Source organism: Streptomyces sp. NPDC032126 (assembly GCF_055580085.1).
In genome coordinates this window covers 1,338,327-1,351,121 of record NZ_JBVIMA010000001.1, presented here as the reverse complement: position 1 = coordinate 1,351,121, position 12,795 = coordinate 1,338,327, and the positions used below count along the sequence as shown (strand labels likewise).

Here is a 12,795-nt window from a genome sequence, read left to right as displayed (position 1 = left end):
CCGCAATGTTCGCCTGCCACCATGGGGGCAGAACGCACGTACGACCGCTGGAGGAGCCCGTGCCGTCCACCCCACGCCCCCTGCGCAAGCTGGGCTTTCTCACCATCGGGCTGTTCGACGGGGCCGATCCGCGTCAGGGGCACGAGTCCACGCTGGAGATCATCGAGCTGGGCGAGCGGCTGGGCTTCGACAGCGCGTGGGTGCGCCACCGGCACCTCCAGTACGGCATCTCCTCGCCGGTCGCGGTCCTCGCGGCCGCCTCGCAGCGCACCCGCCGGATCGAGCTCGGCACCGCGGTGATCCCGCTGGGCTGGGAGAACCCGCTGCGGCTGGCCGAGGACCTGGCGACCGTCGACATCCTGTCCGGCGGCCGCCTCAACCCCGGCGTGAGCGTGGGGCCGCCGATGCACTACGAGCAGGTCAAGGGCGCCCTGTATCCCGACACGGCCGACGCGGAGGACTTCGGGTACGAGCGGGTGCGGCGGCTGCTCGACCTCGTGCGGGGCAAGCCGGCCACCGACTTCAGCGGGGTCGAGGGCTTCGAGGTGTTCAGCGATGTCGTGCAGCCGCACTCCCCCGGCCTGGGCCGGCGCCTGTGGTACGGCGGCGGCAGTCTGCGCTCGGCCCGGTGGGCCGGTGAGCACGGCATGAACCTGCTGACCAGCAGCGTGGTCAAGGCGGAGGGGGAGGCGGCCGACTTCGCCGAGATCCAGCTGTCCCACATCCGTGCCTTCCGTGCCGCCCACCCCGACGGGGAGGCCGCCCGTGTCTCCCAGGGGCTCGTGGTCGTCCCGACGGACTCGGCGACGCCCGGGCAGCGCGCCAAGTACGAGGAGTACGCGGCCCAGCGCCTCCCCCGTACCGCCTCCCCGCAGGGCCCGGCGCGGCTGCTGTTCGCGCCGGACCTGGTGGGCACCTCCGAGGAGATCGCGGAGCGGCTGCACGCGCACGCCGCCTTCCGGGAGATCGACGAGGTCGCCTTCGCGCTGCCGTTCGCCTTCGAGCACGAGGACTACGTCCAGATCCTCACCGACATGGCGACGAAGCTCGGACCGGCGCTCGGCTGGACACCATCGGCGGGCTGACGCCCTGGCCGGCCCGGACGCGGCCCGCCCGACGTCTCACCAGCGCCCGGGCTCGCTGCCGGTGATCGCCTCCGACGGTCTGCCGTCCACACCGACCGGCCTCGCCGGCCACTGGTTCCAGGTGTCCGCCTACGCCTACCTCCCCGCCGGCGACACCCTTCACACGGTGAACTCCCGTATCACCGTGTTCCGGAAGACCGCCGGGCCGTCGATGGTGAAGAGGGCGAGGCCGGTGTCGACGAGGTACGGGAACACCTCCGACGAGTGGACGTACCGGCCGTCGTCGACGAACATCTCCACGCTCGTGCGGTCGACGAGGATCCGCAGCCTCACCCGGCGCGCGGCGGGGTCGAAGGGGCTGTGGCTCTCCTGCCAGCGGCCGGACGCGTCGGGGTTCACGGTGGGGCGGCGGTTGAGGAAGGCGTAGTCGCCGTAGACGCCGGCGTCGATGTGCCGGCTCCCGTCGGCGGAGCGGCGCAGTTGGAGGCCCGCGCCGGTCAGCCGGTCCCAGGTGATCTCGCAGGAGATCTCGTAGGCGGTGCCCGTGTAGTCCAGCAGCCGTGTACCGTCGACGGTCAGGTCGCCCAGGCGCACGGTGCGGGAGACGTAGGCGTCGAGCGCGGCGACGGGCCGGGAGGCCAGGTAGTAGGTGCCGTTCGCGGCGCGGTTCAGCGTGATCTCGCGGACGATCGAGTCGGTGCCGTTGAAGCCGTCGCAGTCGATGGTCGGCGTGATGCCCGCGTAGTCCCAGTTGTTGAGCCAGCCGATCGCGTGGCGGGCGGACGGATCGACCGCGCCGCGGGCGTCCCGCTTCTCGAAGGTGACGGCCCCGTACCAGTCCCAGCCGTGATCCAGCCACTGCGGATCGCTCGCGTCGGCGGTGAAGGCGGTGCCGTCGAAGGACCCGGTCCAGTAGGCGTACGTGTTGGGCAGCCCGGCGCCCTTCCCGTTGGCGCTCACGCCCAGCACCCACTTGACCGTGCCGTCCCCGGCGGTGAGGCGGAAGAGGTCGGGGCACTCCAGGACGCCGATCCCCTCCTTGACGAAGCCGCCCACGTACGTCCACGACGTGAGGTCGTCGGAGTGGTAGAAGCCGACCTTGGTGTTCTCGGCGAGGGCCATCACCCAGCGGCCGCGTTCCTCGTCGCGGATCACCTTGGGATCGCGGAAGTCGGCCACCCCGGGGTTCGGCAGGACCGGTGCGGTGCCGCCGGGCGCGAAGGTGCGGCCACCGTCGGTCGAGTAGTACAGGAACTGCTCCTGGTGGTCGGTGCCGCCGCCGGGCGACATCGTGACCAGGACGATCACCGCGCCCGCGCCGAAGCCCGCGGTGTTGTGGGTGTCGACGACCGCGGAGCCCGACCAGACGTCGCCGTTGACCGTGGTGTCCTTGGGCACGGCGATCCCCCGGTCGGTGAAGGAGATCAGGTCGCGGCTGGTGGCCAGCCGCCAGGCGGTACCGGCCTCGGTGCCGCCCGTGAGGTAGTCCGCGTTGTACAGGTAGTAGTAGTGGTACTCGCCGTCGATCCAGACGGGCCGCTGCGGGTCGTTCTTCCACTGGTCGGGCACCGTGAAGTGGTAGCGGGCCCGGTAACTCGCGCAGGCCGCGGCCGACTTGGGCCTCGCGGCGGCCGGCACCGGCAGCAGCGTGCCCGCCGCCCCGGCGGCCGACGCACCGAAGAGCGCTCTCCTGGACAGTCCGCGCATCACACATCGTTCCTCTCGTCGTCGAGGTCACAACGGCGGCTCATGTGACTCAGGACTGTGCGACCTAACTCGTTAAAGGTCAAGTCGTTCACCACTCTTGACAGGCACGTAACGCGCTTCACATCATCTGGGGCATCAGACTTCGACTAACACGAGTTAGGCCCGTCGATGACCGACTCGCACCTCACCAGGCGCACCCTGCTGCGGTACGGCGCCTACGGCGCGGGGGCCGCCGCCCTGGCCGGTACCGCCACGCAGTGGGACCGGCTCACCGGAGCCGACATCCCCGGCCGCGACGACGGCTCCCTCGTCGTCGCCACCCTCGGCCCCGCCTACGGCCCCGAGGCCGTCCGCACCCTCACCGAGGGCTTCCGCGCGCAGCGCCCCGACATCAAGCTGCGGATCAACGCGGTGCAGGCCGTCGACTGGTCGGACTTCTTCGCGAAGATCCTCACCCAGATCGCGGCGGGCACCGCCCCCGACCTCGTCTACGTCGCCACCGAGGGCGTGCAGCTGTTCGCCGAGCGCCTCGGGGTCGCCCTCGATCACTGGGTGAAGCGGGACGCCGCGGAGCTGCGCGAGTACTTCGCCGACGTCCACCCCTCGCTGGTGGAGTCGATGATGTACGAGGGGAGCCTCTATCAGCTGCCGGTCGAGTTCAACGCGGCCGACATGTACCTCAACCGCCGGGTCCTGGCCCGGGCGGGCGCGAGCCTCCCCGCCGCCGACTGGACACGCGACGACTTCACCGCCCTGCTGCGGGACATGAAGAAGTCCAGCGGCGGCCAGTTCACGCCCTACTTCTGGACCAACCGGCTGTGGGGCGGCGTGGTGCCCTGGCTGTTCGCCAACGGCACCAATCTGCTCACCGAGTCCAAGGCGCCCGGCGGCGCGTGGCTGTGGGACACCTTCTACCCCGCCGCCGACCGGCGGGGCCGCGGCGGCGGCTACCGCTGGACCACCCCGCAGGCCACCGACGCGCGCGTGGAGGAGGCCTACGACTATCTCGCCTCCCTCATCCAGGAGGGCCTGTGCACCCGCCCCGAGGGCGGCAACGGCCAGAACCTGGTCGGCGTGTTCTCCACCGGCCGGGTCGGCGTCACGCCCGCCGGCGGCTTCTGGGCCGGCGGCCTGCACCAGGCCGGCCTGCGGGCGGACGGCTACGACGTGCAGTACTTCCCGCGCTGGCGCACCCAGCGCATGCAGTACGGCGCGGCCGGCTACGCGCTGCTGCGCACCTCGAAGCGGCAGGACGAGGCGTGGGAGTTCATCAAGTACGCCGCCCGCCGGGACACCCTGATGCGGCTGTTCACCACCAACCAGACGACCCCGGCCCGCCGTTCGATGCTGACCGCCGACCGCTACCAGGAGACCGGCCCGCGCAACTGGCAGGTCTTCTACGACACCCTCGACCGGTTCCCGGACACCGGGCCGATCCCCGCGCCGCCGCAGGTCGCCGAGGTCGAACAGGTCCTGCTGAAGCACACCGGCACCGCCCTGGCCTCCCGGCGCGCGGTGGGTCCCGCGCTGCGCCGGATGCAGGGCGATCTGGAGAAGGCCATGGAGCGTGAGCTGTGACGAACACCCAAGTCCCCCTCGCCGCACGGACGAAGGCCGCCCCGGCGCAGCCGCCCGTCCCGGCGCGCCGCCCGGGCCGGGAGCGCGGCACGCGGCTGCTGGCCGCGCTGTTCCTGGCGCCGACCGTCGTCGGCATCGTCGTCTTCACGGTCGTGCCGATCGTCGGCTCGGTCGTCCTCAGCCTCTTCCACTGGAACGTGATCGACTCGCCGAGCTGGGCGGGCGTCTCCAACTACCGTGAGGTGTTCGGGGACTCGACCGTGCTGGTGTCCTTCCGCAACACGCTGCTCTTCATGGTGTTCGCGGTCGCGCTCCAGCTGCTGATCGCCCTGCTGCTGGCCATCGTGGTGAGCGGGCGGATGCCGGGGTGGCTGCGGTCGGTGTTCCGCTCGGCGTTCTTCTTCCCGCTGGTGCTGTCCGCCGCGTCCATCTCGGTGGTGATGAAGTACCTCTTCAACCAGGACTTCGGGGTGGTGAACTGGCTGCTCGGCCAGGTCGGTATCGCCCCGGTGCCCTGGCTGACGTCGGAGAACGCGGCGATGGCGACGGTCGTCCTGGTGTACGTCTGGCAGCAGTTCGGCTTCTCGTTCCTGCTGTTCGTCGGCGGGCTGAACAACATCCCCAAGGAGGTCCACGAGGCGGCCTCCCTGGACGGCGCGACCGGCCTGCGCAAGCACCTGCACATCACGCTGCCGCTGCTGTCGCCGACACTGCTGGTGGCGACCGTGGTCGGCGTCATCAACGCCCTCCAGGTCTTCGAGCAGCCCTACGTGCTGACCAACGGCGGGCCCGGCGACTCCACCCGCACCGTCGTGATGGTCATCTACGAGAACGCCTTCGAGCAGCTGCGCTTCGGCGAGGCGTCCGCGGTGGGCGTGCTGCTCTTCGTGCTGATCATGGCCGTCACCGCCCTCCAGTTCCGGCTCAGCCGGCGTTTCGTCCACTACCAGTGAGCCGGGTGAACTCCCCATGAGCCAAGCGACCCTGACCTTCAGCCGGGCACGGCACACCCTCGGCCCCTGGGCCCGGATCGCGGGCCTGACGGTGTGCGCGCTGCTCACCCTCGGCCCGGTGATCTGGACCGTCTCGACGTCTCTGCGCACCCCCGCCGAGTCCCTCGACCTGCCGCCCAGGATCATCCCGACGCATCCCACCGCCGACGCCTACCACGGGGTGTTCGACCAGCTCGACGTCTGGCTGCTCGCCCTGAACTCCACCCTGGTGACCGCGCTGATCGCGGCCGGGCAGATGATCACCGCGGGGCTGGCGGGCTACGCCTTCGCACGCCTCGAATTCCGGTTCAAGAAGCCGCTGTTCGCGCTGGTGCTGGCCACCATGATGGTGCCGCTCCAGGTGACGATCGTGCCGGTGTTCCTGGTGCTGAAGTCGATGAGCCTGACGGACACCCTCCTCGGTCTGATCGTGCCCGCCTTCCCGACCGCCTTCGGCACCTTCCTCATGCGCCAGTACTTCCTCGGCATGCCCAAGGACCTCGGCGAGGCGGCGATGCTCGACGGCGCGGGGCCCTGGCGCACCTTCCGCTCGGTGTACGCGCCCCTCGCCACCCCCGGCCTCGCGATCGTCGGCGTGCTCGCCTTCAACTACCACTGGAACGAGTTCTTCCGGCCGCTGATCCTGGAGACGTCCAGCCAGAACTACACGCTTCCGCTGGGCCTCGTCTCCCTCCAGGGCAACCTCGGCACCGGGTCGATCTCCGTGGTGCTCGCCGGAGTCGTCCTGTCCATGCTGCCCGCCATCGCCGTCTTCCTCGTCGGCCAGCGCCCTCTGCGCGAGGGCATCACCTCCGCTGGAGTCAACCGTTGAGCACCACCCCCGACGCGCCCCGCTTCCGGGTCCGCCCGCCCGCCCACTGGATCAACGACCCCAACGGGCCGTTCCGTTGGCGGGACCGCTACCACCTCTTCTACCAGCACAACCCGGACGCGCCCGTCCACACCAACATCCACTGGGGCCATGTCTCCAGCGCCGACCTCGCCCACTGGGAACACCATCCGATCGCGCTCGCCCCGACGCCGGGCGGACCGGACGAGGGGGGCTGCTGGTCCGGCTGTGTGGTCGACGACGACGGGGTGCCGACGGCCGTGTACACGGGCGTCGACCGCCACCACACCGGCCTCGGCGCGATCTGCCTGGCCAGGGCGGTGGTCCCGGACGACGAGACGCTGACCGACTGGAAGCCGCTGCCCACCCCCGTGGTGACGGGTCCGCCCGACGAGCTGGACGTGGTGATGTTCCGCGACCCGTTCGTGTTCCGCCACGGCGGGCGGCGCTGGGCCCTGGTCGGCGCCGGCCACGAGGACGGTACGCCGTCGGTCCTGCTGTACGACTGCGACGACCTCACCGACTGGCGGTTCGCCGGGATCCTGCTGGACGGCTCCGACCCCGTCGCCGCCGCGGCGTTCGGTGACCACGCGGTCGGCTGGGAGTGCCCGCAGCTGTACACGGCGGCGAGCGGTGACGCGGTGCTCGTGCTCTCGCTGTGGGACGGGGACCCGTGCGGCACGGGATATCTGACGGGGCGTCTACAGCCGTACGGTGAGGGCGGATTGCGTTTCGAGGCGCGCACCGGCGGGCCGCTCGACCACGGACGGGACTTCTACGCCCCCGCCGTGCTCCAGGAGCCGGACCGGGCGCTGATGTGGGGCTGGTCCTGGGAGGCGCGGGGGCGTCAGGAGGTCGACCGCGCGGGATGGGCGGGCGTCCTCACCGCGCCGAGGGTCGTGGGCGTCCACGCCGACGGCACGCCGAGCGTCGTACCGGCTCCGGAGCTCGACGCGCTGCGGGCGGCCGAGCCGTTCGTCACCGCGCCCGGCCGGACCCCGCTCCCGGTGTCGTACGACCTGACGGTCACCGCGCACGGCCCGACCACCGTGAGCCTGCTGCGGTCCTCCTCCGGAGCCGAGCTGACGGTGCGGCTGGACCCGGACGCCGGCACGGTGACCCTCGACCGCGCCGGCTGGCCGCGGACCGGCCCCGGGGACCCGGCGCCGATCGTGGTGCGGACGCCCGCCCGGCGCGTGCGGATCCTCGTCGACGGCTCCCTGATCGAGGTGTTCGCCGACCACCGGATCACCATCACGGAACGCGTGTACCGGCGCCCGGCCGACGTGCCCGAGCTGGTGGTGGCGGGGGACGCGGAGGTGTCCGGCTGGGAGCACGTCCCGCCGGCGGGGGACTGATCAGGGGCCGGTCGCCGGCGCCGCCCGGCCGCTCACCGGCCCGGAGCCGGTCCCAGGGACGCCCGGGTGATCACCGGGCAGGCGAGGCGTCGTACCGTCGCGGGCGGGGTCCTGCCCGTGTCGATGGCGTCGAGCAGCAGCGTCGCGGCGGCCTCGCCCATCGCGTGGTGGGGCAGCGCGACCGTGGTGAGGGGCGGGGCGAGGAACGCCGCCATGTGCTCCTGGTCGTCGTAGCCGACCACCGACAGCTCGGCGGGGACGTCGATGCCGAGCCGGGTCGCGGCGTGCAGGACGCCCGCCGCGACCCGGTCGTTGTAGCAGAACAGGCCGGTGGGGCGCCGGTCGGCGGGGACGCCGTCGAGGATGCTCAGCGCGCCCTCGTAGCCGCCGGAGATCTCGCCGCCGGTGCGGACCACCCACTCCTTCGGGACGGCGATGCCCTCGGCGCGCAGGGCGTCCCGGAAGCCGCGCAGCCGGTCGACGGAGGCGATGTCGTCCTGGCCGCCGACCATCGCGACCCTGCGGTGCCCCTCGTCCAGCAGCAGCCGGGCCGCCGTGCGTCCCCCGGCGCGCTCCGCGGGGATGACGGCGGGCAGCGAGTCGTCCTCGGGCAGGCAGTTGGCGAGGACGGAGTGCGTGCGGTGCAGGCCCTCCGGGACGCGGACCCGGCGCAGGGACATCGCGGCGTAGATGATGCCGTCCACCCGGCGGTCGAGGAGTTCGGCGACGGCCGCGTCCTCCTTGGCGGGGTCGCCGCCGGAGTCGATCGTCAGGACGAGGTGTTCACTGGCCCAGGCCGTCTCCATCGCACCGCGCAGCAGCCGGCCCGCGAACGGCGAGGAGGCGATCTCGTCGGTGACCAGCCCGATCACGGCCGTACGGCGGCGGCGCAGGCCACGGGCGACGGGGTCGGGACGGTAGCCCAGCTCGGCGGCGGCCCGGCGGATGCGCTCCTGGGTGGCGGGCGAGAGATTGCCCTCGGCCCGGCCGTTGAAGACGAAGGAGACGGCGGTGTGCGACACCCCGGCGAGCCGGGCCACGTCCCGTGACGTGGGACGCCCGGAAACCGTCGTCTGCCGCTCCTCGGCGCTGCCCATGCCGTCCGCCGCCCTCATCCCCGCCCGTCCGCTTGATCACTGCTCACCCTATCCGTGAGGCTGGTGGCAGGACACAGTCGAGGGAAGGTCCCGCAGTGATCAGCATCCCGACGCACACGCTGAACGACGGCACGACGATCCCCGCGATCGGCCTCGGCACCTGGCCGCTGGACGACGCGCAGGCGGAGGAGGCGGTCCGCGACGCCCTGGAGGCGGGCTACCGCCTGGTCGACACGGCGACGAACTACCGCAACGAGACCGGGGTGGGCCGCGGGGTGGCCCGCAGCGGGGTCCCCCGCGAGGAGCTGGTGGTCACCACGAAGCTCCCCGGCCGCCACCACGGCTACGAGGAGACGCTGGCCTCCTTCGAGGAGTCCCGGCGCCGGCTCGACCTGGAGTACGTGGACCTGTATCTCATCCACTGGCCGCTCCCCCGTGTCGACCGGTACGTCGACGCGTGGAAGGCCATGATCAAGCTGCGGGAGGACGGTCTGGTCCGCTCGATCGGCGTCTCCAACTTCACGGCGGAGCACATCGAGCGGCTGGAGAAGGAGACCGGGGTCCTCCCCTCGGTGAACCAGATCGAGCTCCACCCGGCCTTCCCGCAGGACGATCTGCGCGCCTTCCACGCCGCGAAGGGCATCCTCACCGAGAGCTGGAGCCCGCTGGGCCTGGGCGCGGCGCTCCTGGACGACCCGGTCATCAACTCCGTCGCCGGAGCGCACGGGGTGACCCCCGGCCAGGTGGTCCTGCGCTGGCACACCCAGCTGTCCGCCCTGCCCATCCCGAAGTCCGCCGACCCGCGGCGCCGACGCGAGAACCTGGACCTCTTCGGCTTCTCCCTCACCCCGACCGAGATGACGGCGATCGCCGACCGGACCCACCGCAGGATCGGCGGGGACCCGGAGGTGCACGAGGAGTTCTGAGGGCGGCCCCGGGTACCCGGGCGGGGCGCGGAAGGAGGCGCCGATGGGTGGGCGTGACCGGTTGCGGGACTATCGCGGCAAGCGGGACTTCGGACGGAGCGGCGAGCCCGAGGGGCGCGCGGCCGGCTCGGACGGCACGGCGCGGTTCGTCGTACAGATCCATGACGCGAGCAGCCTGCACTTCGACTTCCGCCTCCAGGTCGACGACGTGCTCCGCTCCTGGTCCGTGCCCAAGGGCCCGTCGGGCGATCCGCAGGACAAGCGGCTCGCCCTGCCGACCGAGGACCATCCGCTGGAGTACGAGGACTTCGAGGGCGTGATCCCCGAGGGCGAGTACGGCGGCGGGACCGTCATCGTCTGGGACCGCGGCACGTACGAACCCCTCAGCCACGACCGCCGGGGACACCCCGTCGACTTCGGGGAGTCCCTGGAGCGCGGGCACGCCACCTTCCGGCTGCACGGGGCCAAACTCCACGGCGAGTACGCCCTCACCCGCATCCGCGGTGACGCCGACCGCGAGGCATGGCTGCTGGTCAAGGCCGGACACGGGCACGGTCCCGGCACCCCTGACCCGCGCCGGGCCCGCTCCGTGCGCAGCGGACGCACCCTCGGCCAGGTGGCCGCCGAGGGGTGAGCGAGCGGTGTCGCCGTGACGTACCGCGTCTTCGGCGTCAGGGAGGTCCGGTCACCTCGGCGGTGCGTCGTCCGGCAGTTGCTGCTCCGCCCAGATCGTCTTGCCGCCGCCGGTCTGCCGGCTGCCCCAGCGCCGGGTGAGCTGGGCGACCAGCAGGAGGCCGCGGCCGCCCTCGTCGAAGGCGTGGGCGCGGCGCAGGTGCGGGGAGGTCGAACTGCCGTCGGAGACCTCGCAGATGAGGTTGCGGTCGCGGATGAGACGCAGCCGGACGGGCGGTGCGCCGTAGCGGATGGCGTTGGTGACCAGTTCGCTGACGACGAGCTCGGTGACGAAGGCGGCCTCCTCCAGTCCCCAGGCGGCGAGCTGCTCGGTGGCGGCCTGCCGGGCGGTGGCCACCTGGGCGGGGTCGAGCGGGATGTCCCAGGTGGCGACCTGGTCGGCGCCGAGGGCGCGGGTGCGGGCGAGCAGCAGGGCCACGTCGTCGCCGGGCTCCTCCGGCAGCACCGCCTTCAGGACGGTGTCGCACAGGGCGTCGAGGGAGGCGGCGGGGGCGGTGAGGGCGGCGCGGAGTTCGGCGGTGGCGCGGTCGACGTCCCGGTCGCGGTCCTCGATCAGACCGTCGGTGTACAGGGCGACGACCGTGCCCTCGGGCAGCTGGAGTTCCGTGGCCTCGAAGGGCAGTCCGCCGACGCCGAGCGGGGGCCCGGGGGCCATCTCGACGAGGTCGGCGGTGCCGTCGGGGCGGACCAGTGCGGGCGCCGGATGGCCGGCCGCGGCGAGGCACAGCCGGCGGTCGACGGGGTCGTAGACGGCGTACAGGCAGGTGGCGCCCAGCTCGGCGACCTCCTGCCCGCTGTCGTACGAGGCGAGGTGGGTGACCAGGTCGTCGAGGTGGGTGAGGAGCTCGTCGGGCGGCAGGTCGACGTCGGCGAGGGTGCGCACGGCCATGCACAGACGTCCCATGGTCGCCGAGGAGGGGATGCCGTGGCCGACGACGTCCCCGACGACGAGGGCGACCCGGCTGCCGGACAGGGGGATCACGTCGAACCAGTCGCCGCCGATGCCGGCCGTGGAGCCGCAGGGCAGATAGCGGTGGGCGACCTCCACGGCGGCCTGGCCGCCCAGGCCCCGCGGGAGGAGGCTGTGCTGGAGGGCGAGGGCGGTGGTGCGTTCGCGGGCGAAGCGGCGGGCGTTGTCGACGCAGACGGCGGCGCGGCTGGCCAGCTCCTCGGCGAGGACCGCGTCGTCGGCGCCGTAGTCGTCGGGGTTGTGGATGCGGACGCCGACGGCGACGCCCAGCGTCGTGCCACGGGCGCGCAGCGGCACGGCGAGCATCGAGTGGACGCCCCTGCGGTAGGGGCGTCCCGCCGGGGCCCGCGCGTTGCGCTCGGCGACCCAGCGCGTGAAGTCCGGCTCACCGGCATGGCCGAGGACGGCCCGCCCGGTCCGCAGGGCCTTCGCGGGCGGGGAGTACGACGGATAGCTGTCGGCCGCGCCCACGTGCACGGCGGCCTCGGGGGTGCCCTCGGTGACGGATCCGTGGGCGACGCGGCGCAGCACGATGTCGTCATCGGGCAGCGCGGGCTGTTCCTCCGCCCCGAGGACCCAGTCGAGCAGGTCCACGCTGGCGAAGTCGGCGTAGCGGGGCACCATGAGGGCGACCAGCTCCTCGGCGGTGCGTGCCACGTCCAGGGTGGTGCCGATGCGGGCCGCCGCCTCGTTCAGCAGCGCCAGCCGCTCCCGGGCCCAGTACTGCTCGGTGCTGTCGAACGCCGCCAGGGCGACCGCGACCGGCTCGCCAGAGGTGTCCGTGAGCGGCCACATCTCGATGCTGCAGGCGTGGTCCCGGCTCAGGGCGGGCGCGCCGGTGAAGTTCTCGTAGCGGACCGGCCGGCCCGTCTCGGCCACCTGGCGCAGCTGGGCGAGGAGGCCCTGGTTGTGCTCGGCGTCCTCCACGGTGTCCAGGAAGAAACGGCCCAGCAGGGCGTCCTCGGGCGCGCCCATGATCCGGCAGGCCGCGTCGTTGAGCCGCAGACAGCGCTGCCGGTTGTCGAAGACCGACATGGGCATCGACGCCTGCTGGAAGGCGCGGGCGGCCAGGTCCTGGTCGGGCGCCGGGGGCGGCCCCGCGGTGATCACATACCCGGCGTCCGCGCCGTCCGGTCCGTGGACCGGGCAGGCCGTGAGCGTGAGGGGGACGGTGTGGCCGTCGCGGTGGCGCAGCACGACGGGACCGGTCAGGGCGCCGACGGCGCCCGGCGGCGGCCGCTCCGCGAACAGATCGGCCGCCGGCCGCCCCACGGCCTCGTCGGCCGGGTAGCCGGTCAGCAGCCGGGCGCCTTCGCTCCAGCCGGTCACGACACCCCTGGCGTCGACGACGACCGCGGCGACGACTCGCTCCATACCACCCAGCATGGGCCGTACGGGGTGGGCCATCAAGCGGATACCGGGACCGCCGGGGCCGTACCGGGCGGGCCATCGAGCGGGTGTCGAGGCCGCCGGGGCCGTACCGGGTGGGCCATCGAGCGGGTGTCGAGGCCGCCGGGGCCGTACCGGGCGGGCCATCGA

Annotated in this window: 10 protein-coding genes; 7 read left to right on the top strand and 3 right to left on the bottom strand. The window is 72.8% G+C overall.

The annotated features are described in order from the left end of the window. Positions 1–59: 59 nt before the first annotated feature. Positions 60–1,085 (top strand): LLM class flavin-dependent oxidoreductase, encoded by a 1,026-nt coding sequence (locus tag ACZ5NW_RS05725; RefSeq protein WP_468742436.1) that lies wholly within the window; start codon positions 60–62, stop codon positions 1,083–1,085. Between the two features lie 159 nt (positions 1,086–1,244). Here ACZ5NW_RS05725 and ACZ5NW_RS05720 read toward each other — a convergent pair whose 3' ends face one another. Further along, positions 1,245–2,792 carry a glycoside hydrolase family 32 protein gene (locus tag ACZ5NW_RS05720; RefSeq protein ID WP_468742435.1) on the bottom strand — a complete coding sequence of 516 codons (1,548 nt, stop codon included), beginning with the start codon at positions 2,790–2,792 and terminating at the stop codon, positions 1,245–1,247. A 168-nt stretch (positions 2,793–2,960) separates the two neighbouring features. On the opposite strand from ACZ5NW_RS05720, the gene ACZ5NW_RS05715 reads away from it, so the two are divergent. The 4 genes from ACZ5NW_RS05715 to ACZ5NW_RS05700 are packed head-to-tail and all read left to right on the top strand — an operon-like array spanning position 2,961 to position 7,570. Further along, positions 2,961–4,370 carry an extracellular solute-binding protein gene (locus ACZ5NW_RS05715; protein ID WP_468742434.1) on the top strand — a complete coding sequence of 470 codons (1,410 nt, stop codon included), beginning with the start codon at positions 2,961–2,963 and terminating at the stop codon, positions 4,368–4,370. Further along, complete coding sequence (locus ACZ5NW_RS05710; RefSeq protein WP_468742433.1) at positions 4,367–5,323, top strand: carbohydrate ABC transporter permease; 957 nt, start codon at positions 4,367–4,369, stop codon at positions 5,321–5,323. Before ACZ5NW_RS05715 ends, ACZ5NW_RS05710 begins: the two co-directional genes overlap by 4 nt. A gap of 16 nt (positions 5,324–5,339) precedes the next feature. Then, the gene (locus ACZ5NW_RS05705; RefSeq protein ID WP_468742432.1) at positions 5,340–6,194 is read left to right on the top strand and encodes a carbohydrate ABC transporter permease; all 855 of its coding nucleotides are present in this window, start codon (positions 5,340–5,342) and stop codon (positions 6,192–6,194) included. After that, positions 6,191–7,570, top strand: a complete 1,380-nt coding sequence (locus tag ACZ5NW_RS05700) for a glycoside hydrolase family 32 protein (protein WP_468742431.1) — start codon at positions 6,191–6,193, stop codon at positions 7,568–7,570. Before ACZ5NW_RS05705 ends, ACZ5NW_RS05700 begins: the two co-directional genes overlap by 4 nt. 32 nt (positions 7,571–7,602) lie before the next feature. On the opposite strand, the gene ACZ5NW_RS05695 is transcribed toward ACZ5NW_RS05700, so the two are convergent. Continuing rightward, positions 7,603–8,667 (bottom strand): LacI family DNA-binding transcriptional regulator, encoded by a 1,065-nt coding sequence (locus ACZ5NW_RS05695; protein ID WP_468742999.1) that lies wholly within the window; start codon positions 8,665–8,667, stop codon positions 7,603–7,605. Between the two features lie 95 nt (positions 8,668–8,762). Between ACZ5NW_RS05695 and ACZ5NW_RS05690 the strand changes: the two genes are divergently transcribed. Next, the gene (locus ACZ5NW_RS05690) at positions 8,763–9,593 is read left to right on the top strand and encodes an aldo/keto reductase (protein WP_468742430.1); all 831 of its coding nucleotides are present in this window, start codon (positions 8,763–8,765) and stop codon (positions 9,591–9,593) included. Between the two features lie 43 nt (positions 9,594–9,636). Further along, complete coding sequence (locus ACZ5NW_RS05685) at positions 9,637–10,227, top strand: DNA polymerase ligase N-terminal domain-containing protein (protein WP_468742429.1); 591 nt, start codon at positions 9,637–9,639, stop codon at positions 10,225–10,227. Positions 10,228–10,278: 51 nt separating this feature from the next. Here ACZ5NW_RS05685 and ACZ5NW_RS05680 read toward each other — a convergent pair whose 3' ends face one another. Continuing rightward, positions 10,279–12,630 (bottom strand): SpoIIE family protein phosphatase, encoded by a 2,352-nt coding sequence (locus tag ACZ5NW_RS05680; RefSeq protein ID WP_468742428.1) that lies wholly within the window; start codon positions 12,628–12,630, stop codon positions 10,279–10,281. Positions 12,631–12,795 lie beyond the last annotated feature (165 nt).

Excerpts from the sequence above, each read along its gene's own strand:
- ACZ5NW_RS05715 (WP_468742434.1), top strand. The coding sequence starts at position 2,961 with ATGACCGACTCGCACCTCACCAGGCGCACCCTGCTGCGGTACGGCGCC.
- ACZ5NW_RS05720 (WP_468742435.1), bottom strand. The coding sequence starts at position 2,792 with ATGCGCGGACTGTCCAGGAGAGCGCTCTTCGGTGCGTCGGCCGCCGGG.
- ACZ5NW_RS05695 (WP_468742999.1), bottom strand. The coding sequence starts at position 8,667 with ATGGGCAGCGCCGAGGAGCGGCAGACGACGGTTTCCGGGCGTCCCACG.
- ACZ5NW_RS05705 (WP_468742432.1), top strand. The coding sequence starts at position 5,340 with ATGAGCCAAGCGACCCTGACCTTCAGCCGGGCACGGCACACCCTCGGC.
- ACZ5NW_RS05680 (WP_468742428.1), bottom strand. The coding sequence starts at position 12,630 with ATGGAGCGAGTCGTCGCCGCGGTCGTCGTCGACGCCAGGGGTGTCGTG.
- ACZ5NW_RS05685 (WP_468742429.1), top strand. The coding sequence starts at position 9,637 with ATGGGTGGGCGTGACCGGTTGCGGGACTATCGCGGCAAGCGGGACTTC.